Raw genomic sequence first — 21,975 nt, 5'->3', positions numbered from 1 at the left:
GCAATGGCAACAGCACAAGGCGTTAAACGCAAAATTATTGTGGCCAAAGAAACAACCTTTGGCGTTAAACCTGCAAAAACTGCAGGGAAAATTATTCCCCGCACAGAAAGCTCACTTAATTCTAATTTTGAGAGTTTTTCAAGCGAGGAAATCCGCGCAGATATGCAGCGCGCCCCTTCTACCGTTGGCTTTGAAAAAGCTGAAGGGGATATTAAAGGCGAGCTTGCAGCAGGTCAGTGGGCAATGTTTTTAGCTGCCGCACTTCGTGGGAATTGGACATCCGCCGCCAAAACTCCACTTATTAAGAAAACCAGTGCAGGCACGGGAGAAAAGAATGGAAAAATCCTCTTTGTGCCAACAACGGGGCATACCACAGATTCATTTACGATTGATGATTTTTTTGAAGATATTAATTTGCACCGCATTTACACCGGTTGCCGTGTCTCAAAAATTAGCATTGATATTCAGCCCAATGGCATAGCCTCAATCACTGTAACATTCCTCGGTCAACGTGGTGAAGAAACGCAAACCGGTTATTTCACCTCACCAACAGAAATCGCCCAATCCCCGAAATTGGCAGGGGTAAATGGACAGCTTTTAGTGAATAAACAAAAAGCCGCACTGGTTACAGGATTGAAATTAGACATTGATCTTGGCGCCTCAAGTGAGGCAACACTCGGTACAACTTATGCCCCAGATGTATTTATCGGCGCGATTGCGGTAAGTGGTTCTTTCACAATGTATCTGCAGGATAAAACAATGATTGAGGCGGTACGACGTGGGCAAAATCTTTCCCTTGCTTTACGAATGGATGCAGGTAGTGAAGATAATGCCGACTATATGACGTTAATTTTACCGGGCATTAAAGCTACTTCCGTAGAAATTGATGATGGAGCGAAAAACCTTATTCAAACCTTAAACTTTGACGCATTCCCTGCCGTGTTTGAAGGCGGTAGTGATATTGAGCCAGGGTTATCCGCGGCAACAACATTAATTATCCAAGACACGCTTGCATAAGCATTTTCTTTTACCAACTCATAGGCGACTGTAACAGGTCGCCTTTTTTTATCTCTAAAATAAGGATCTAACAATGGACTTTGCAAAATTATCTGTATCACCAAATACCTTCACCTTTCATTTAATCCACCCAACAGAGGGGACAGAGCTTGAAGCCACAATGACCGTGTATGGTGCATTGAGTGATGTCGTCAAAAAACATCAATCTCAAGTATTACGTCAATTACAGAAACGAGAGTTTGAAAATTCCCGCTCCCGCAAACAAAATTACCGCACATTAACCGAAATGGAACAAGATGCGATTGAAAATGCCATTGTTCGTATTGCAGATTGGCACGGTATCGAATGGGAAGGTAAAGATTTGGAATTTACGACAGAAAACGCCCGTAAATTATTGAATGCCTGCCCTTGGATGCGTGAGCAAATTATTGAACAGTCTGAAAATCTGGGAAACTTCTTAGCGGCTTAATTGAGAATTTACTGGGCTATGCTAAAGCACAGTTTAACCTTGATAAAAAGCCGAAAGACTCTTCCGTATCTATTCGCGATCATTTAATGGCGGTATATGAACAAACAGGGATTATGCCCGCTGAATTGGATATTAAACCGCCTCCCGAACCGCTTGAATATCTCCTTGATTATTTTTATGCACTTTCCCTTTCTCGCCAGTCGGGAATGAGTGTTAACCCTATTCTTTACAGCGAGATTTTGGCTTGGTCGCAACTGACAAAATGCACGTTGGAACAATGGGAATTAGAGGTCATTAAGCAACTGGATATGGTTTGGCTAAGTGCGCAGATAGAAGAAAACTATTAAAAATTCCACCGCACTTTTTATTTGAGGGTTAAATGAAAACATTTAATTTTGAACCTGATTGGGGTGTTAAACGAACAAAGAAACCCCGTGTAAAAGTCATCAGCTTTGGTGATGGCTATGAGCAACGTCAGCAAGACGGCATTCATCACACGCTAAGAAGTTTTGAGCTCACCTTTAGTGGTGATAACAATCGAATTAATGCTATCGACACGTTTTTGAGCGAATGCCGAGGAGTGGAAGCCTTTCAATGGACGCCATACCAAGAATCGGCAGGAAAATTTAAGTGTGAAGAATGGTCAACAACCGTAAAAACAAGCCACTCTACCTTGACGGCGACGTTTCAAGAAGTGATAGCCTAGGAGTAAACAATGACAGATTTTGCCACATTGGGAATTAAAATCACCAGCACAGGCGCTGCCAAAGCCGAAAATGAATTGGGACGCCTTGAACGCCAATCCGTGAAGGTGGATAAATCCATTGAAAGCGTCATCAAAACGATTGATAAACTGCGTAATTATATGACATTGGGCTTTCTAGGAGCAGGAATTAATCAGTTGCTGCAAATGTCAGACAAAATGAAAACCCTCGCTACGCAAGTGCGGTTTGTTACTCAAACAACAGCAGAATATGAGCGTGTACAGCAATCATTGTTTGAAATTTCACAACAAACACGGGCAAGCCTTGAAGCAACCACGACCATTTATACCCGAACATCAAGGGCATTAAAGGATTATGGTTACAGCCAACAACAAGTCTTAACCTTTACCGAAACGCTCAATAAAGCAATGGCTGTTGGTGGCGTTGGTGCGCAAGAACAAGCTACCGCACTTTTCCAGCTATCCCAAGCATTAGGTTCAGGTCGTCTACAAGGTGATGAGTTCAGAACCATTGCAGAGGCAGCACCAATCATCCTTGATGTAGTCGCAGAATATATGGGTAAATCCCGTGCTGAAATTAAAAAGCTGGCAGGGGAAGGTGTCATCACATCTAAAGTTATCTTTGAAGCCATTAGTGGCGCAAATAAAAAAATCTCTCAACAATTTGAGGGAATGCCAATTACCTTTGGGCAAGCAATGCAACAAATGGAAAATTCAGTATTGAAATTTGTTGATGAAATGCTCAACGGTTCGGGAGCCACAAATGGATTGGCTGAGGCGGTTTCATTTTTGGCGAAGAATTTTGACGCTTTGGTTAAGGCTGTAGGTTATGCTACGGCTGCTTATATTGCTTACAACACGGTTTCTTATGCGACAAATTTCAAGCAAGCCCATAATGGGATAGGAATGCTTGCTATGGGATTTGGACATCTTACTCAAATGGTAAGAGGGGCAACAATTGCTTTAATGGCTAATCCGATCGGCGCATTAACAGTGGCTATTGTAGGAGCTGCGTATGTTTTTGATCAATTTATTAGCGATATGCAAGTTGGAGCTTCAACTGTTGAATTAACTTGGGGAGATGTTGCTCACGGTGTATGGGAAGATTTTCAAGATGTAGTTAACGACACTGGGAAATGGTTTGTTGAATATTGGGATAAGTCAATTGCAAGCGCTGGAAGTTCATTTGATAGTTTGTTAGGAACTGTCATTTCTGTTAGCAGTGATATTGTAACTACATTAAAAAGTACGGCCAACCTTATAATTGGTCTATTTATAGGGGCTTATAAATCAAGTGTCATTGCGTGGAATAATTTTCCTGCTGCACTAGAGGCTTTGGCAGTGGTGGCATTTAATGGATTGGTTATATTGGCAGAAAAAGGGATCAATGCATTAATTGAGCTGATTAAAGCACCTATTGAACTAATTAATGCAGCATTGCAAAAATTTGGTGGAGATGGATTTGACACATCTGCATTTCGTGCAAATTTAGATGGCTTTAAGTTGACAGCGAGCGAACAAGCTAAAAACGTGGGAGAAAATATTTCTTCCGCGTTTATGGAAGGGTTAGATAAAGATTATATCGGTGGAGCATTTAAAGATCTTCAAGATTACCTTATTAAAACAGGAATGGCGCACAAAGTTAAGCCTAAAGAAAGTGTAGATCTTAATCAATCTGGCATTTCTAGTATTGTTGATCCAAGTGATACCAAAGGAGGGAGCAAAAAAAGAGAAAAAGCATTGCGTGAATGGCGAGATTATTACAATCAGCTAGAAATAACGAATGGCACAGCTTGGGATAAAATTGTTCAGGAAGAAAATCGGGCATTACTGGAAATGCTTGATAAAGCAAAAAGGGCAAATGTTGGGTATGAAGAAATAGAAAAAGCAAGAAAGCTTATTACAGAGAAGTATCTTAAAGATCGCAAAGATCTTGCAGCAAAATATGCACCAGAATTGAAGTTTGAAGAAGAATTAAAAAATTCTCTTAAAGAGATTGAGCAGTTAAAAAAAGCAGGAATGCTTACTAATGAACAAGCTGGAATGGCTCTGTTATCGTTGGGTGAGAAATACAATCCTGTACTAGCTGCGCAAAGAGAATATATTCAAAATATGAAAGAAATTGAAGTCTTAAAAGGAAAAGGCATTCTCACTGAAAATCAGGCTGATTTCGCTAAACAAGAACAAGAGTTTAAGCGCTGGCTAACTCAAGCAGATCATTCAGACCCATTTAACGGAATGATTTGGGGCATTAAACGATTTGGAGATAAAGCAACCGATGTAATGGGTAATGTTGCTCAGATCACAGAAACTGCGCTTGACGGTATGACCGATCAATTAACTAATTTTGTATTGACGGGGAAAGCCGACTTTAGATCGCTTGCAGTTTCTATTCTATCTGATATTACCAAAATGATCGTTAAAATGATGATTTTCAACGCTATAAAGGCTGGTGCTAGTGCAATGGGGTATTCTATCCCCGGCTTTGATAGTGGTGGATACGTGGAAGGATATTCTTCAGGTGGCTACACCGGCAACGGCGGTAAATACGATCCTGCTGGCGTAGTCCACAAAGGCGAATATGTCCTAACCAAAGAAGCCACAGCAAGGCTTGGGGTTGATTATCTAGATTATCTTAACTATGGCAAATCTAAGCGCGGTTTTGCTACGGGCGGCGGTGTAAATCTACCAACGGTGCATACACAATCTAGCTCACCGAAAATCAGCGTAAAAGTGATTAATAATGGCGAGCCAACGGAAGCCAAAGTTGAGAGCAAGCAAGATGACAAGGGCGGGTTAGAAATCACTGTTGAACTAATGCGCAGTGTTGCCCGAGAAGAAACCAGCAAAATGCTTCAAAGCAATATGCGACCAGGTGGAATGTTTGCGTAAGGAACCAAAATGAAGAAACTTAAATTACCCAAAATGAGAGTACCTTTATTTGAATGCGGGGATATTTACTTCTGTAAAACCAAAGAAGAATGGGAGAAAGCCTTTCAATTTTTGAATCTACAAAGTGAAATCCCCCCAGAGATTGTCGGACGTGCAACATCTTTCAAAAGTAATGCAGGGCATCGTGTTTATCTTATTGGTGTTTTCGATCAGTCTATCTCAACATTAGCTCACGAATCAGCTCATATCGCCTTTGATATTTGCCGCGACGTAGGTGTTAATGTTCTCCCTGAAAATGCAAACGAAACATTCTGCTATTTATTAACGAGGTTAGTGGAATTTGGTGAGCCACATATAAGAAAGCCAGCATAGTTGGCTTTAAATTATTTATTGCTATCAGGCGTTTTATGGATTTGTATCCATTTATGCCCAGGTTCTGTTGTTGGCGGCGCTTTTTGGTTGTCTTTGATCGTCGTGTAATTAGACTTTCTACCACCTCGAGGGCCTATTTCTTGGTAAATACCACCGTCTTTACCCGTATTTTCACCGGGTTTTATTGTTTTAGTCATAAGAATACCTTCTTGGTTATACCGCGTATTACGGCATAATTTACCTGAAGGTAAAATTTTTATTTTCAATACGAAAGGATAAATAAATTTTAATTTTGTGAACTAGATCACGCAGTTTAGTTATTGCCAGCCCGATCGAAAGAGATCGGTTTTTTTATTGCCTGTAAGATAGAAAAGTACACTCGAAAGCGGTGTTTCCTTTCTCCACTCACCGTTTCTTACAGGCTCTTTTTTATGTGGAGAACAAGGAGATAATAATGGAAGCATTAACCGCAGAATTCTTAGGAAAAGAAATTACTTTAGTGGATAACAATGGCATTGCTTATGTGGCAATGCGTGAAATTGTTGAGGGGATTGGCTTAGAGTGGTCAAGGCAACATAAGAAGTTGGTAAATCAATCACAAAAATTCAACTGTGTACATATGACCACAGTTGCTCAAGATGGCAAAAATCGTGAAATGCTATGTATGCCAATCAAAAAATTAAATGGTTGGTTATTTAGCATTAACCCAAATAAAGTGCGAGCAGATTTAAAAACACGTCTTGAAGAATATCAGGAAGAATGCTTCTTGGCATTATGGGATTATTGGACGGAAGGCATTGCTCGCCGTGATGAAGTGAAAAGAAAGCTACTTGATTGGAAAGAAAAAGAGAGTCTTTCTAAATCGAAAGGCAGTGAAGCAGGGCGGTTACTCAATCAACGAAAGCAAGAAAAACACCGATTAGAATTAGAACTTGCCCAAATAAAGCAACTTGATTTATTTGTTGCACTTTAAGCCAGACAATTAAACGTCTGGCTTTTTTATTACCAAAAACAAACCCCGATTGCGGCAAACAGTCGGGGTTTTCCTTTTCAACTCCCACTCGTCTATAGGAGATTATGATTTATTATGCCCAATTTTAACATAGGAAATTTATTAGGCAAGCTATTTACAAGCCTAAAAATAGGAGGAAATATGAGTGAGCAAGGTGCAGATAAAGCAGGGAAAGACATTTCGTTTGGCATTAAATTTTTCTTTTGCTGTATGGGTATCTCATCAATCTTAGCAGTGATCTTATGGCTATTACCTGACTTAATTACGGCTATTCACTAAGTCTTAATTCAAAGAGATAACAACAATTATCACTTCTTTTAGAAGTGGTGGGCGCGGTGATGTGATCCAGATCACTTTAAAACTCGCCTGATTTTGGTATGATTAACGCCTATTTTTCAGTTAGGAGTTAATTTATGAAAAAATTATGTGGAGTTGTTGCAATCAGCTGCATTCTTTCTGCTTGCGCTACAACTCCAGTATTCCTGCAAGATGCTAAACCTGTTCCTGAAAATAGAGTTTTGGCATTTAAAGAATATAATCCAGAGTATGCTAAAGTAACAATTACGCGTGATGCAGGTGCGCTCGGAAGTGGATGTTATTTAGGAGTAATGTATAGACAAACATTACTTGCTAGATTTGATCCTAAAGAAAATGCTACTTTTTATATCCCTGAAGGAGAGTGGAAGTTTGCGGTAACACCAGATCCAATGGGGCGTGGTTTATGTTCAGGGGCTATGGGGTTTAATCCAGCTGTAGAAATCCAGAAAATTGAGAAAAATAAGGAAAATTTATTCCGTATTAGCTCTGGTCCTTACAGACGACCTCGATTACTACCAATGTGATTTGTCCCAAATGAAAAAACTACTATTATTTATTTTAGCTAGTGTTGTCTTATTAAGCGGATGCGGTTCTAGCTCTAAAAACATAAAAGCGGAAAAAGGAGAAAGCTATTTTTCAAGCAAGTCAAAGGATGCCTTAAAACGCTGTATGATAGAGCAATTAGACGAATTTAGACCCGATAGAATGGTTATTAATGACTTTGATAATGTTTCAGAAATCTATATTGGAGCAGTACAATCAGGGTATTTAAGATACTTTTATCTTTTTGAAATAACCAATGGTAAGATCCTTTTTAAAAGAAATGGGGTCTATTATGCACCGTTATCTGTAAACGAGGCAAAGAATAAGATTTTTAATTGTCAATAACTATAAACCCTGTTGACCTCAACAGGGTTTTCTTTTATATTACTCTAATAGGTGTCGTAACCTACAATCAAAGGCGGTAATCCGCACCCGACAGCTTAGCGGTTTTTTTATGCGTAAAATTTGTGTTTCTCCTATTTCTCATCACGAATGGATCGCACATTTCACTCTATGCCGAGAGGGCGGAGAATAAAATACCCGAAAGGGGAATAATCCCAGCCGTTCCTTTGGCGGTTTACGAACCTCTTGGCACCAACCATATTCATTATGAATATAGTTGACATAAAAATGCTTAAACTGTAGTATTTAAAACAAGGTCTCAAAAGCCTTTATGTTCAGCGGTAATTCACCCCGTTAGCGTGATTTTTTTGTATCTGGGTTTCTCCTATTTCTCATACCTGATACAAAAACAACAATTAATATCAATGATCGACAGTGCGAGGAATACAACACCGCAAGGGAATAACTCCGCCAGACTGAACACTGGTTTTGAGCTGTCGATCACCCTAATTAATTAGGGATTTCTCTCAAAAGGAAATGTTCAATGAAAACTCAACTTCAAACCGTAAACTTCCATAACCAAACTCTTTTAACTATTGAGCAAAACAACATTCATTATGTTGCAATGAAACCAATTTGTGAAAATATTGGCTTAGCTTGGAATGCTCAGCTATTGCGAATTAAAAGAGATGAAGTGCTTTCCCAAGGTATGATCGTGATGATCACACCTACAAATGGCGGAGAACAAGAGATGGTCTGCCTCCCAATCCAATACCTCAACGGCTGGCTATTTGGCATTGATGTAAAACGAGTGAAACCTGAAATTAGAGAAACCTTGATTACATACAAAAGAGAATGTTATCAGGCGTTGTTTGATTATTGGAATAAAGGCAAAGCGGAAAGAAAACAAACCACAGTTGATGATCGCACAGGCTTGCGTGATGCCGTCAATGTGTTAGTTGCTAAGCGTAAATTAACCCACAGTGAAGTTTACGGCTTTATTCATCAACGCTTTAACGTTGAAAAAATTGAACAGCTAACCGCTGAACAAATTCTACAGGCGATAGAGTATGTGCAAAAACTCACTATCGGCGTAGAAATCGTTCTCCCCGAACCAGCCAACAAGATTGCATTAAACCTTGATGATTTTTATGTACTGGCTAAAGCAGTTAATTACCTCAATCATTCTATTCCTGAATGGGAGCGTTTAGAGGATTTATTTTCTGACCTAGAGAGCCACAAAAACTACAAAACGGCTTTTAATCTTGGCACAGCGAGCAATAATCTTGCTCAAACTGCTGAACGTATTGTAATGAGGCATACATCATTGCTACAAGAGGGTAGCATTCGTAATGAGATAGAGAATTGGATTTTTAACAGCCCAAGAACAGAGCAACGCCCCACAAAAGCTGTAAGCTACTTACGCTAAAAACGCAACCAAAACCGACCGCACTTTAGTTTAAGTGCGGTTGTAAATTTCTTGCTTTGCTATTGGCTATAGATTAAAATCTATATCAGATGGCAAAAAAGGTAATCGCTGCATGAAACAAGAATGGGTAGTTATTTTACAAGACCCGCTTTTAAGTTGGTTTGATACGTTGGCAGAAGATGATTTATTAAAAGTCTATGCTGCATTGGAATTATTATCAACAGAAGGTCCGCAATTAGGTAGACCGTATGCTGATACACTACAAGGTTCTAAATATACCAATTTAAAAGAATTGAGAGTGCAGTCTAAATTATCCGTATTTCGTTTGTTTTATCTCTTTGATCCAATTCGACAAGCTATTGTGTTATGTGGTGGAGATAAAAAGGGCAAAAAAGAGAAACTCTTTTACAAAGAGATGATCGCACTTGCCGAGAAAACTTACGAGGATTACCTTTCTGAATTTTCAAAGGAGTAAGAAAATGAGCGTAGCATTTAAAGATTTAATGAGTAAACTTCCTGCTGAAAAGCAAGCGAAAGTGAAAGCAATGGCTGATGATATGCGTATGGAGTTACAACTTTACCGCATTCGTGAAGAATTAGAACTTTCACAAAAACAAATGGCGGAAGCGTTAAATATTTCTCAGCCATCTGTTGTTGCACTTGAAAAACGTGGTAATGATATTAAATTATCATCAGTTAAGCGATATATTGAAGCAATGGGCGGTGTTTTAAATTTATCGGTTGAATTACCTACTGGGAAAACCGTCACCTTTAATTTATAAATACGGGGATTTGGTAGATTGAACCTATAAATATCGGAGGTAAACGATGAGTGAATTTAGTACCGCTTTTATAGTAGCAATGATAGGTTTTAATCGAATATTGGCATTTATTCTGCTTGCTGTTGTTGGTTTCATTTATGTCCATTATGGTGTGAAATTGATCGACTTAATCCCATTAAGTGATGAATACTATCGTGGTCTGCTATATGCGCTCATTTTACCGAGTATTCCCTTAATATTATGTATTATTTGAATTATTAAGATTTTAAGTGATCCAACACTAACCAAAGAAGAAAAATAAATCGATTATTTGGTCGATATTGAATAATCCGTTGATTGACACAAGCTCGCAAATGCGAGCTTTTTTATTGGAGAAATAAAATGCCCCAACAAGTCCCAATCCAAATGAAACTTGAGCTAAGTAAGCTCGAGCAGAACGCAATGATCGAACTGTTTGAAGTGGATTTGCGAAACCTGAAAGACAAAGATGGAATGAATGGCGAATTGTTCCGCTTTTATGCCGGCACAAACGAGATGATGCAGCCGATTGTGTGGCAAGGGCATACTTATGAAGCCTTTGGGGTAAAAGCCAGTGGTTTTGCGTTATCTGGTCAAGGTCCAAGTAACCGCCCAGAATTAACTCTTGCCAACATCAACGGTTTTATCACAGGGCTTGTGCAACGCTTTGACCAATGTTTAGGTGGCATTGTCCGCCGTCGCCAAGTTTATATGCAGTATTTAGACGCAGTAAATTTTGCGGACGGCAATAAACAAGCCGACCCAAGCCAAGAAGTGCTGAGTTATTTTGTGATTGAGCAGTTATCTACCCTTAAGCGCGATGTGGCGGTGTTTACGCTGGCGTTACCCACCGAAACAGATAATGCGTTGATTTCTGCACGCACTATCACGGTGCAATGTGGCTGGCTTTATCGTGGTTCGGAATGTGGTTACACAGGTGGCCCAGTAGCCGATGAAAAAGACCAACGCACCCGTGATAAAAATAAAGACAAGTGCAGTGGCTTAATTAGCGGTTGTAAGTTGCGTCACAATCTACGCAACTATGGGGGATTTGTGTCGGTGGATAAGTTAGGTTGATAGTTTGGGCTTCTTTAATGAATAAGTGCTTCTTAATCCATCAATGTGTTCGTTTAACTGGTCAGGAATATTTTGTCTCATAGGGTCTAAAATAAAATCAACGCCTTCACGTCTTGCTAATTTTGCAGCAGGGACAAAATCAGAATCACCTGCAATAAGTACAATTTGATTAACTTGTTGTTTTAATGCAAGCGTGGTGATGTCAATGCCAATTCGCATATCCACGCCTTTTTGACGAGTATTAATGATAACTTCGTCTTCTGTTAATGGTTGTTGAATGAGGTTTCGCCGCCCCTTTAAGATTTGCTGTTCAATATGCGGTTTGATTACCCATTCAGCGGCTTGAGATAAATCCCCTAGGCGTAATGCTACTTTACGCTTTTTTAATAAATGCTGATGTAAAGCTAATCTGAATTTAGCTTCATCTGATTTAGAAAAATCAATGGCTCGTTTATTAATAGGGTTATGCATTTTCTTTTCTAAAGGTGGGCAATCATAAAAAAAGATACGATAAAGTTCTCTTTTCCTATTTTTATCAGATAAATGCAACATTGCACAACGAACAGCAAGATCGGCGATGCGTTGAGCATTGAAATAATTATTAGGTTCAAAATGTCTTATACGTTTAATGAAGTACGCACCATCAATCAAAATAGCAGTGGACATAATTACTCTCAGAATGGTAGATAAAATAAAACCCTGAGGGTCGGCGTAATGTCTGGATAATTGACAAAAGCGTACTGCTACAGGGTTGGATTGCTTGTAAGTATAAGGAAAACATTTTTATTGTCAACGATAAATTTAATAAATTTTATTAATTTCTAATAAGTTATTGTTTGTCAATGTGTTATTAAAAATAATTAAGTGAGGGTATTTAATGGATCTAACACAACAAATCATCACCTACGCCAAAGCCCAAGAACCGCACGAATGTTGCGGTTTTGTTGTTTTAAAGGGTGATGAAACGGTTTTTATTCCTTGCGAAAACCAAGCGGAGGATAAGGAAAACCACTTTGAAATTTCGCCCGAAGATTTTTTGCAAGCGAATTCTCAAGGAAAAATCACCGCACTTGTGCATTCGCACCCGAACGGCGAACCTGTGTTATCGATTTTAGACCGCCAAACCCAACTGGCGGCTGATTTGGATTTTTGGCTGGTGTGCGGTGATGAAATCCATATCTTCCCCAAAATTCCGCCGTTGCTTGGGCGTGAGTTTAATCACGGGGTAATGGATTGCTACACGCTGTTTCGGGATTTTTATTATTTGGCGGGTGCAGATTTTCCTGATTTTGAGCGGGACGATTATTGGTGGGAAGACGGTTTCAATTTGTACCTCGATAATATGGCAGCACACGGCTTTGAACGGTTGGTGGATGAAAGTGCGGTGCAAATTGGCGATGTGATTTTAATGCAAGTGGGCGCAGATGTGCCAAACCACGCTGCGATTTATATTGACGAACAGATGGTATTGCACCACAGCCCACGCCGCTTATCAAAACGGGATTTATATGATGGTTATTGGTTTAAACATACACATAGCATTTGGAGATTTACGCAATGGTCAAGGTTAGATTTTACGGTGCCCTTAAACAGTTTGGCACTGCATTTGAGCTAGACGCAGAAACGCCTGCAGAATGCATTAAGGCACTGACATCACAAATCCCCAAACTGCGAGAGTTTATTCAGCAGGGGCTATTTACTGTGCGTATCGGGCGTGAATATCTTGATAACCGCTATTTAGAAAAAGGCTTGTTTTATAAGCTCAAAGCCGGAATGACGGTGCATATTACACCGGTGCTGAAAGGGTCGAAAAAGGCAGGATTGTTTCAAACTATTTTGGGTGCGGTATTAATCGTTGTGGGGGCTATCACTTACGCCTACGGCGGACAAGCCTTAATTTCAGCTGGGCTTGGGTTAATGATTAGCGGGGTGGCACAAATGCTAACAAAACAACCCTCTATGTCAAATCAAAATGAGGCGGAAAAGAAACAATCCACGGCATTTTCCAACCGCGCCAATATGACTGCACAGGGTCGAATGGTGCCGTTGGCGTACGGTCGCATACTCACAGGCTCAATGGTGATTTCGCAAGGTGTACGCACAGTTGATGTGGATGTGTTTAAGACGCAAGAACGCGAAGTGGGATTTAGAAAAGGTCGATTGTAAGGAGTAGTTATGGGTAAAGGCGGTGGCGGCGGACATACGCCAGTAGAAGCGCCAGAAAGTGGTCGCTCAAAACAGCTAGTGAATATCGTTGAAATTATCTCGGAAGGTGAAATTAAAGGCTTAGTGAACGGTGTGAAATCCGTATTTTTGGATAAAACGCCAATCCAAGCCAGCGATGATAGCTATAACTTTAATAACGTAGATGCCCAAGGACGCATTGGCGTGCAAGACCAAGACATAATGAGCGGGTTTAACACGTCCGAAAAAGAAGTGGCAGTTAGTGCGCAAGTGCGTAAAACGGTAGCAATCACTCGCACTATTACAGATAGCAAAGTTTCTCGCCTGCGCTTAACCCTTGGTGTGCAATCCTTATTTTCGCAAAACGACCAAGGCGACACCAACGGCACGCGCGTGGAATTACGTGTCACCATTGGTAGCAGTATCTATCCTGTGGTCATTGAGGGTAAATATAGCTCACAATATTTGCGTCAATTTGAGTACGGTAATTTGCCACCTGTACCATTTCAGGTGCGAGTTGAGCGTTTAACAGACGATAGCAAAAGCCAACGCCTACAAAATAACACGTTATGGTCGAGCTACACGGAAATTATCGAAACGCGGTTTGCTTATCCTAACACCGCACTTGTCGGCATTCAGTTTGACTCAGAGTATTTTGGGTCAATCCCGAACCGTAACTACGAAATTTACGGCATCAAACTCAAAGTGCCAAGTAATTATAATCCAATCAGCCGCACCTATACTGGGCTTTGGGACGGTACCTTTAAGGTTGCCTGGTCAAATAACCCTGCGTGGGTGCTGTATGACTTGATGACCAATAAACGCTATGGCTTAGGCCAACGATTGGGTGAGTTTAGCGTAGATAAATGGACGCTCTACCAAGTGGCCCAGTATTGCGACCAGCTTGTGCCAGATGGTTTTGGTGGCAAAGAGCCACGTTTTACCTGTAACGCGTGGCTTGTTGAACAACGCAAAGCCTATGATGTGATTAATGATATTTGCTCCATTTTCCGTGCAATGCCCGTGTGGAATGGGCGTGAATTTACCGTGGTGATGGATAGACCCGCCGACCCAGTGTGGACATACACCAATGCGAATGTGGTGAATGGCGAATTTAGCTATCAATATTCCGCGCTCAAAGCCCGCCACAATGAAATCCACGTTGAATATATTGATGCCAGCGACAGCTACGAGAAAAAAGTGGAGGTGGTATCAGATGATGCCTTAATCCGCCGTTATGGGTTAAACATCAAAAAAGTAACTGCTTTTGGTTGTACTTCACGCGGACAAGCACATCGCACGGGTAAATGGATTTTAGAAACCGAACGATTAGAGACCAAAACCGTTACTTTTAGCGTGGGTGCAGAAGGCTTAATGCATATCCCCGGTGATGTTATCCGTGTTGCGGATAGCGATTATGCTGCGACAAATATCGGCGGACGTGTCTTAGCGATTGAGGGGCGTAAAGCCATTTTAGACCGTGAGATTGAAATCAACGGCAAAAGCTACTTAACCTATATCAACGCCGAGGGCAAGCATAAAGATATTCGCATTTTTGGGGTGGCAAATGGTAATCAAGCTGTACTAGAGGCAATGCCAGAAGATTTAACGCCTTATACGGTCTGGTCGCTAACTACGCAACAAATCAATGTGCAGCTGTTTAAATGCCTGACCATTAGTGAAGAAGAAAAAGGCAAATACACCATTGTTGCATTGCAGCACGAACCGCAAAAAGAAGCCATTGTGGATAACGGTGCAGTGTTTGAACCAAGAGAAACCACACTCGCCACAAGCGGCTTGCGCAAAGTGGATAATGTGCAGGTGCAAGCAAATGGTGATGGGATTGAGCTAAGTTTTGATGCCATTGTACAAAATAGTGCGATGGTCAAATACCAAATCAAACTCTATCGTGATGGCAAGTTTTACAAGCTGTATGACAATTTAACCTCGCCAAAAATCACCTTTGTGGATTTACCAGATGGCGAGTACAAAGCCGAAGTGCGAGCAAAAAACGCGCAAGGACAATTGTCCGACCCGGTAACCAAAACATTTACTGTGCGTTTGGCCGTAAGTGAATTAGTCACTGTGTCGAAAATGTTTGCTATCGAACTCAATTGGCGTAACCCGATTTTTGCTAATCCAAAAACGGCGATTGAAATTTGGGTAAGTAGTGATAATCAATTTGTCAAGGCGCGCAAACTGGTTAGCCTCGCTTATCCCACAACGAGTTACACATACTCAGGCCTAACACTTAACGATCGCTTTTGGTTCTGGGTGCGAATGGTTGACGGGGATAATGCGGGGCGATTTACTGATGCGGTAGAGGGACGACCAAGCCAAGATGCCACCGCACTTACTGATTATTTGCACGGTCAAATTACCAAAAGCGAGCTTGGTCAAAGTCTGATTGATAGCTTACAAGCGGATATTGATGATGCCGTTGCCGCTGAAGCAGGATTAAGACAATCGGCAGTTGCGAATGCCGTTGCTCAAATCATCGCAGAATCACAAGCGCGCACGAAAGCAGTCCAAGACGAAGCGAAAGCTCGATCTGCTGCACTCAATACGGAAGTAACCAATCGCACAAAAGCAATCCAATCCGAAAGTGCAAAATTAACCGCCAAAATCCAAGCGGAAGCCAATACTCGGGGTACGGCTATCTCGCAGTTACAAAATACCGATGCTCAACAAGCACAGAAAATTACAGCTTTGACTGCCAAAGCCGAACAGGCATTATCTGGACTGGAAGCAGAAAAATTAGCAAGAGCAAAAGGAGATGAAGCGGAAGCACTGCAACGCACTGCTCTTACATCAAGAGTGGCAAGCGCAGAAAGTGGGTTAACCAATCTACAACGCACAATCAGCACGCAAGCACAAAGCTTGTCGGAAGTAAGCCAAAACCTTAATGCGCGGTTTGATAATCTACAGATTGGTGGGCGGAATTTGTTATTTGATACTGGGAACTTATCTAAGTATCGACAATATCACACAAGAGGGCAAATAACCGAACAATCTGACTACGTCCACCTCGAAGTTAATGAGAGTGGCAATAGTGGCATTTATAACTCAACGAAATCAACTCATAGCTTAAAACAAGATGAAAAAGCCGTGTTAAGTTTTGATTATCGTACGAATATGCCGAACTTAAATTATACCTATGTGCTGTCAGATGATGTTGGCAACTGGGCAATTCGACCAGTGATTACAGTTAGCAGTGATGAGGAATGGCACAAAGCGATTGTCGCATTTACCGCACCGCGAGAATTAACTAATATCAGAGCTTTAATCGGTGGTTATCATGTTGCCACGGGGACATATCTGGATGTTAAAAATGTCAAACTCGAACTTGGCACCATCGCCACCGACTGGACACCTGCCCCCGAAGACCTAGAAAGTGCGGTGGATGCGGTAAGTGCAGATTTGACTAGCTACAAATCTACACAAGCCACTAAAGAGCAAGCAACGGCTCAACAAGTGAGCAACTTGACGGCGAGAATGACAACGGCTGAAAGCGGAATAGCTCGCGTAGAAAAAGCCGTGTCAGATAATCGCACTTCAACCGCCGCACAACTAAATCAGCTTGCAGCGAATTTGAATAAAGCTAATAGCCAAATTACGGAAGAAAAATCAGCTAGAGCCAGTGGTGACAAAGCTAACGCGGATAAAATCACCGCATTAACGAGCCGTGTAAGTAACGCAGAAGCGGGCATTACAAATATCCAATCGACAAAAGCTAACAAAACCGAGGTGGCAAGTCTTGCTCGCACAACGCTACAAAGCGAGTGGCGAAGAGATGCGAAAGCTGAGGTGGATAATATCAAAGTTGGTGGACGGAATTATGCTGATGATGGCGATTTTTCGCGCGGGCGTTGGCACTTCTCCACAGGGAGCCGAGATGACAGAAATCATCAAATAAATGATGGTATTGTTACGGTTACAGGCTCATCTACAACGTGGAAACAATGGCAGCTCTACTCTAAACCTTTTGGCTCTACTAAAGGCTCTAAAAGTCTTGGGAAAATTGAGGTTGGTAATAGTTATACATTGAGTTTTGAAGCTCGTTGTGTGAGTGGTAATCCGCAGATGTGGGTTCGCCTGCGTGAAAATCGTCACAACGGATTGCCGACAGTTGAGCGGATTAGCACCTACATTACCCTAACAGACCAGTGGCAACGCTACTCGGTAACAGGTCTATTGCAAGATGATGGCGAAAATTTTGATTTTTGGCGCATCATCTTAGGCTATAGTCAAATTGGGCAAGTGCAATATCGTAAAGTCAAATTGGAAAAAGGCACTATTGCTACGGACTGGACACCTGCACCGGAAGACTTAGAAAGTGCAGTGGAAGCAGTAAGTGCAAAAGTTGATAGTACGCGAGAGACGCTAACCCGATCCGATCAAGCCCTTGGGCAACGTATTGATACTGTGAACGCATCTGTCAATGATGCTAAAGCGCAAATCTCTACAGTAAGCCGAGCGGTGAGTACAACAGACGGCAAGTTATCTGCTACGCATACTATCAAAACGCAAACCATTGCAGGCGGTCGTAAAGCGATTGCCGGCATTGCTTTGGGTGCGTCAGGAGATAATCGCACGGCAGAAAGCAGTGTAATTGTAATGGCGGATAAGTTTGGTGTGGTTAAAAATGCCAGTGATGGCAATGTTGTGCCGATGTTCTCTGTTGTTAATAATCGAGCTGCTTTCAATGGTGATTTAATCGCTGATGGCACTATTTTAGGTCAACACATTAGAGCCAATCAAACTATCTCTGCACCAGTGATTAATGGGGGACGAATTAGTGCAGCAAGTTTTTCGGGGAATACTTTTACGGGTAATACGATTAATGGCGGTACTATAAATGGCACAACAATCAATGGTGGAGTGGTTAGAGGCACGCGATTTGAAGGTGTGACGGGAAAATTCACAGGAGAATTGGAGGTTACACAATTAGTCGGGGGAAATATTTTTGAGACTTTTACTTATTCGGTAGATTGGACAAAGGATCGCGGAAACCCTCAATTCCGTATTAATGCAAGTACGGCGGACAGAGTTATTTTGTTTGACATCACATTATTCAACTATCTTTCCAGAAGAACTGTTGGACACGGTGATGATGCGTATGAAGAAGGGATTATCAAATCGGGAGTATATAATCTTTTGATAAATAATACCGACATCAAGAACAGTAGAGCTTATTTCTTGCCACGAAATACCGTAGCCAATATATCACTCCGCTATGATACTGACAAAGTTGATAGAGGATCTACATTACTTATTACTTCAGCTCTTGCTACAAGAGCAAAAACTATACAGAAAATCTAATTTGTTTTACTAACCGCCCTCGTGGCGGTTTTCTTTTATCTCAACAAAAAAGGAAACTACTTATGAAATACATCGAAAAACAACTTGAAGATAATCGCACCGGTGCGAGCGTAAATTATCACGAAGTAACAGGATTGCAGGTAGATTACCTAAATCACGCGACTTACATCACAATTGCATCTTATGTATCTAAAGCGACAAAAGATGCTGGTAAGGAATTGTTATCCGTCAATACGTTTACAATCCCAAGCGTGCCTGACTGGTCGCAAATCCCGTACGAATGGGCGTTATCTGAACTAGTCAAAGCGCAACCAGAAGAGTATGTACCGGAAGAATATGAGGGCTACGTTAATCCTTATCTCTTTGCTGGTGGTAAGGTTAAAGCGTGATTTTAATAGATAAGATGACCGCATAAAGTGCGGTCATTTTTTGGGGGATTTATGACTAAAAAACATTATTGCACAGGGTGGAAATCCGCACCTACTGATGTAAATGACTGTTGCCATCAACACGACCGAGATTATGGCGTTAATGGCACGGTATCACGCAAAGAAGCTGACGAACGATTTTTGCAATGTATGTTAAAAAATAAACGCCCGATTTTAGGGCGGATTTTATATGGATTAGTGAGAGTATTTGGGGGGATTTGGTTTAAGAAGAAGTAAATTTAGTTTGACGTAAATTTGACGAAATAGGGGTAAAAAGGTAGGAAATATTGATAATTTGGTGTGATAAAATTATAATGATTAGGCGATTAGGTCATTGATTTTATTAATGATTGTAGTTTATAGGTATTTATAATGGATAGGATTCAAAATCCGCCGCCCTTAAAAGCGTGCCGGTTCGAGTCCGGCCACTGGCACCATTAAGAATTTCGTGTTAAGCTGTAAGTCAAGCCCTTCAAATCAGTAACTTACGGCTTTTTTCTTTTCTGGCAAATTATCCAAAATATCATTTTTAGCATCAAATTTTGTCGTGTCTAAAAGACACTTTGACGTAAGTTTGACGTGATTTGCGTAGCTTAACAGATGGTCTGCATTGAGATGCGCATAGCGTTTGACCATCTCCAGTGTTTCCCAGCCACCAAGTTCTTTCAGTACCATCAGTGGCGTACCGTTTTGGACGTGCCAACTTGCCCAGGTGTGCCGTAAATCGTGAAAGCGAAAATCATTAATGTTGCAACGCTTGGCCGCACGGTTGAAGTCATCACGATCGACTTCTATGATTCGCTTACCTTTACCGCGGTGAAAAACATAGGGTGATAGTTGTTCTTCCCGCCGTTTTGCGATTATGGATAAAGCTTCTTCGCCTAGCAGTAGCGATCTTGCACGCCCTGATTTAGCAATATCACTACTTACAATGGCAATATTGCGAGAAAGATCTACTTTATCCCAAGTAAGCGATAAAATTTCAGTCATTCTTGCCCCGGTGGCAAGAGCAAAAGCACACACATCTCGCATCCAGCTAAGCTGCAATGCGTTAAGAAGTTCAAGGGCTTGTGGCTGAGTGATCCAGCGCACCCTAACTTTAGGCTCTTTATTTTTTGGGATATAAGGGATATTATCTATCCAGCCAGCTTTCTGAGCGAGAGATAACACCCGCATTATTGAGCTACGATAGCGGTTTTGTGTGGATAACGATAACTTTTCTCCCGTACTCGTTTTGTGCGTAGGGAGATTATTGACAATATCATCGGTTGTTAAAGAGCTAAGTGTTCGCCCAGCCAATACAGATCGCCAATATTCCGTGTGGCGGATTTTGGTCTTAAAATCTTTTTGCCCTTGCGAAACTTCGAGAAACCTTATTAGTGCTTCTTCGATCGTTCTTTCGGGCTTTTTATTGAGTCTCTCGACTTGCCAATATTCGTGTTTTAGCTTGTCGTGTAGCTCTTGGGCTAATTTCTTTTCAGTTGTTTGAGCAGAGCGTCTAATTCTCTGGCCGCTCGGTGTGGTAATATCGATTTGCCATACACCGAATTCATTTTTTCTGATCGGCATAATTTCTCCTTATCGCCGACCTGATCGTCTAATCGACAAACATTTTGCGTGTTTTGCCGTTTCTGATCAAGCGTTGTTTTTGTTACTCGCCATACTCGAGATCCTTCCATACGGAAAAATCCCCAATGAAACCGATGAGCATAAACTGCTCCATAGCTCATTTTGAGTTTATTGGCAACTTCTGAAATAGTTAGGGTTTCCTCCATTTAACCTCCCCATACCCATTTGATCACCCAGGTTATTATTGCCACTGGCAAGCCAACAAAAGCAATCAATGCAAATAGATAAAGTACAGCCATCACGAATAAGAGATGCTTATCATCGTTGTTCATATTCCCTCCAATAAAAAGCCCCGACTAACGGGGCGTTGTGATTATTTATCCTGATTTCGATCAACTAATTTATATTGTCGAAAAAATGCTTGTACAGCAAAGGCGACTGCTGCGCCTGCGATCATACCTAATATAAACATTGTTGCTCCTTATTATCCGATTGAAGTCTTTTGATTTGTATCTCAACTTGATCTTGTTGACGCTTAATAAGCTTTCTTGATTCATATAGCATACTGCCTGTTAAGCACATTACGCCAATACCGATTAAATAAAAAATTATCTCAAGCGCATCTACCATTATTGACCCACCTTAATAAATGGTACTGAACTATTTGGTGTCATTGTTGTTGGCAATACGCCATTCCATTTCTCCGCTGCTGTCAGCTCGACTAGCTGGCGATTTTCTTTTAACGCTTCGCCTTTGGCACGAATAGCTGCTGCTTCAGCTTCTCCCGCTAGTCGGACTTTTTCCGCATCCGCTTTGGCTTGAATAACTTCAGCATCAGCTTTAGCTTGAGCGTTCACCTTTACGATTTCCGCTTGCTTTTGCTGAATAATAAGCTCACGTTCTGCCGTCTGAATGGCCACATTTTTTTGTACGCTTTCTTCAACCCGTTTTTCATATTCTTTATTAAATTGGATTACAGTTTGCACAGCGGTAATTTCAAGCGGATAACCTTTTACTGCCTCACGAATTTGCGTAGTAATATCAGTAGTCAGTTTGGCCCGATTCTCTAACGCCCGTTGTGCGGTATAACCACTAAAGACAATTTCTAACGCCTGACGGCTGCGTGGTTCGATCAGCTGATTGATCATATTGGCAGTCGTACGGTAGTTTTTATAGACGAGGATTGGATCGGTTAGCTTGTAGGTAATTACTAGTGCCGTTGTTACGGTCTGTGTATCTCTGGTATAAGCAGAGATACCGCCCGTCAAATCTCCTGAATCATCGAATGAACCGAGCGTGATTTTTTGCTCACGAGTGGAAAATTTGATGTCATCTTCAAGCCAAGAACGCCAATGCAATCCTGCCGTTTTGGTTTCGACAATTTCGCCGTATTTAGTCACTAAACCAATCTCCCCCTCATCCACAGAAAAAGGTGAACAAGCAGAAAGGCTTAGTGCCGCAGTAAGAGCTAAAGCTA

General features: G+C 41.3%; 24 protein-coding genes. 19 read left to right on the top strand and 5 right to left on the bottom strand.

All coding sequences use genetic code 11. The features are described from left to right. The first annotated feature begins 3 nt into the window (after nt 1–3). The 6 genes from L5B76_RS11365 (at nt 4) to L5B76_RS11340 (ending at nt 5,474) form a co-directional block, all read left to right on the top strand. Entirely contained in the window at nt 4–1,017 is a 1,014-nt protein-coding gene (locus L5B76_RS11365) for a phage tail tube protein (protein ID WP_265755584.1), read from the top strand. Nucleotides 1,018–1,090: 73 nt separating this feature from the next. Then, nucleotides 1,091–1,486 (top strand): hypothetical protein, encoded by a 396-nt coding sequence (locus L5B76_RS11360; RefSeq protein WP_250350314.1) that lies wholly within the window; start codon nt 1,091–1,093, stop codon nt 1,484–1,486. 86 nt (nt 1,487–1,572) lie between these two features. Next, on the top strand, nt 1,573–1,833 hold the full coding sequence (locus L5B76_RS11355; RefSeq protein WP_265755583.1) for a phage tail assembly chaperone: 261 nt from the start codon (nt 1,573–1,575) through the stop codon (nt 1,831–1,833). Nucleotides 1,834–1,865: 32 nt separating this feature from the next. Then, the gene (locus L5B76_RS11350; RefSeq protein ID WP_250350312.1) at nt 1,866–2,192 is read left to right on the top strand and encodes a phage tail protein; all 327 of its coding nucleotides are present in this window, start codon (nt 1,866–1,868) and stop codon (nt 2,190–2,192) included. 9 nt (nt 2,193–2,201) lie between these two features. Further along, nucleotides 2,202–5,102, top strand: coding sequence for a phage tail tape measure protein (locus tag L5B76_RS11345; protein ID WP_265755582.1), 2,901 nt, complete (start codon nt 2,202–2,204; stop codon nt 5,100–5,102). A 9-nt stretch (nt 5,103–5,111) separates the two neighbouring features. After that, on the top strand, nt 5,112–5,474 hold the full coding sequence (locus L5B76_RS11340) for a hypothetical protein (protein WP_265755581.1): 363 nt from the start codon (nt 5,112–5,114) through the stop codon (nt 5,472–5,474). A gap of 11 nt (nt 5,475–5,485) precedes the next feature. Here the strand turns inward: L5B76_RS11340 and L5B76_RS11335 are convergent, their stop codons facing one another. Further along, on the bottom strand, nt 5,486–5,671 hold the full coding sequence (locus tag L5B76_RS11335) for a YjzC family protein (RefSeq protein WP_265755580.1): 186 nt from the start codon (nt 5,669–5,671) through the stop codon (nt 5,486–5,488). Between the two features lie 257 nt (nt 5,672–5,928). Here L5B76_RS11335 and L5B76_RS11330 point away from each other — a divergent pair, with 257 nt between their 5' ends. The 8 genes from L5B76_RS11330 (at nt 5,929) to L5B76_RS11295 (ending at nt 10,995) form a co-directional block, all read left to right on the top strand. Beyond that, on the top strand, nt 5,929–6,447 hold the full coding sequence (locus tag L5B76_RS11330) for a phage antirepressor N-terminal domain-containing protein (RefSeq protein WP_265755579.1): 519 nt from the start codon (nt 5,929–5,931) through the stop codon (nt 6,445–6,447). A 180-nt stretch (nt 6,448–6,627) separates the two neighbouring features. Beyond that, nucleotides 6,628–6,765: a hypothetical protein gene (locus L5B76_RS11325; RefSeq protein WP_165381770.1), complete on the top strand. Its 138-nt coding sequence runs from the start codon at nt 6,628–6,630 to the stop codon at nt 6,763–6,765. Between the two features lie 134 nt (nt 6,766–6,899). Continuing rightward, the gene (locus L5B76_RS11320; RefSeq protein ID WP_265755578.1) at nt 6,900–7,328 is read left to right on the top strand and encodes a hypothetical protein; all 429 of its coding nucleotides are present in this window, start codon (nt 6,900–6,902) and stop codon (nt 7,326–7,328) included. A 10-nt stretch (nt 7,329–7,338) separates the two neighbouring features. Further along, entirely contained in the window at nt 7,339–7,692 is a 354-nt protein-coding gene (locus tag L5B76_RS11315; RefSeq protein WP_265755577.1) for a hypothetical protein, read from the top strand. Between the two features lie 541 nt (nt 7,693–8,233). After that, nucleotides 8,234–9,118, top strand: a complete 885-nt coding sequence (locus L5B76_RS11310) for a phage antirepressor N-terminal domain-containing protein (RefSeq protein ID WP_265755576.1) — start codon at nt 8,234–8,236, stop codon at nt 9,116–9,118. Nucleotides 9,119–9,230: 112 nt separating this feature from the next. Then, nucleotides 9,231–9,593 carry a type II toxin-antitoxin system RelE/ParE family toxin gene (locus tag L5B76_RS11305; protein WP_265755575.1) on the top strand — a complete coding sequence of 121 codons (363 nt, stop codon included), beginning with the start codon at nt 9,231–9,233 and terminating at the stop codon, nt 9,591–9,593. A 4-nt stretch (nt 9,594–9,597) separates the two neighbouring features. Continuing rightward, on the top strand, nt 9,598–9,900 hold the full coding sequence (locus L5B76_RS11300; protein WP_250350305.1) for an XRE family transcriptional regulator: 303 nt from the start codon (nt 9,598–9,600) through the stop codon (nt 9,898–9,900). Between the two features lie 381 nt (nt 9,901–10,281). Further along, nucleotides 10,282–10,995, top strand: a complete 714-nt coding sequence (locus tag L5B76_RS11295; RefSeq protein ID WP_265755574.1) for a phage minor tail protein L — start codon at nt 10,282–10,284, stop codon at nt 10,993–10,995. Here L5B76_RS11295 and L5B76_RS11290 read toward each other — a convergent pair. Further along, nucleotides 10,987–11,661: an NYN domain-containing protein gene (locus tag L5B76_RS11290; protein ID WP_265755573.1), complete on the bottom strand. Its 675-nt coding sequence runs from the start codon at nt 11,659–11,661 to the stop codon at nt 10,987–10,989. The two genes, L5B76_RS11295 and L5B76_RS11290, sit on opposite strands and share 9 nt — an antisense overlap. 211 nt (nt 11,662–11,872) lie before the next feature. On the opposite strand from L5B76_RS11290, the gene L5B76_RS11285 reads away from it, so the two are divergent. The 5 genes from L5B76_RS11285 (at nt 11,873) to L5B76_RS11265 (ending at nt 19,166) form a co-directional block, all read left to right on the top strand. After that, a complete protein-coding gene (locus tag L5B76_RS11285) occupies nt 11,873–12,610 on the top strand; it encodes a C40 family peptidase (protein ID WP_265755572.1) in 738 nt (245 codons plus the stop codon). Next, complete coding sequence (locus L5B76_RS11280; protein ID WP_265755571.1) at nt 12,553–13,161, top strand: tail assembly protein; 609 nt, start codon at nt 12,553–12,555, stop codon at nt 13,159–13,161. Before L5B76_RS11285 ends, L5B76_RS11280 begins: the two co-directional genes overlap by 58 nt. Nucleotides 13,162–13,170: 9 nt before the next feature. Next, nucleotides 13,171–18,501, top strand: a complete 5,331-nt coding sequence (gpJ, locus tag L5B76_RS11275) for a TipJ family phage tail tip protein (protein WP_265755570.1) — start codon at nt 13,171–13,173, stop codon at nt 18,499–18,501. 62 nt (nt 18,502–18,563) lie between these two features. Then, complete coding sequence (locus L5B76_RS11270; RefSeq protein ID WP_265755569.1) at nt 18,564–18,890, top strand: hypothetical protein; 327 nt, start codon at nt 18,564–18,566, stop codon at nt 18,888–18,890. 51 nt (nt 18,891–18,941) lie between these two features. Further along, nucleotides 18,942–19,166, top strand: a complete 225-nt coding sequence (locus tag L5B76_RS11265; protein ID WP_265755568.1) for a hypothetical protein — start codon at nt 18,942–18,944, stop codon at nt 19,164–19,166. Between the two features lie 240 nt (nt 19,167–19,406). On the opposite strand, the gene L5B76_RS11260 is transcribed toward L5B76_RS11265, so the two are convergent. The 3 genes from L5B76_RS11260 to L5B76_RS11250 form a co-directional block, all read right to left on the bottom strand. After that, a complete protein-coding gene (locus L5B76_RS11260) occupies nt 19,407–20,498 on the bottom strand; it encodes a tyrosine-type recombinase/integrase (protein WP_265755567.1) in 1,092 nt (363 codons plus the stop codon). Between the two features lie 206 nt (nt 20,499–20,704). Beyond that, complete coding sequence (locus tag L5B76_RS11255; protein ID WP_265755566.1) at nt 20,705–20,830, bottom strand: hypothetical protein; 126 nt, start codon at nt 20,828–20,830, stop codon at nt 20,705–20,707. A gap of 297 nt (nt 20,831–21,127) precedes the next feature. Next, the coding region (locus L5B76_RS11250; RefSeq protein WP_265755565.1) for an SPFH domain-containing protein at nt 21,128–21,975 on the bottom strand (848 nt) is incomplete at its 5' end.

Source organism: Avibacterium sp. 21-594 (assembly GCF_026226815.1).
GTDB lineage: Bacteria > Pseudomonadota > Gammaproteobacteria > Enterobacterales > Pasteurellaceae > Avibacterium > Avibacterium avium.
This window is presented reverse-complemented; position numbering and strand designations above follow the sequence as displayed.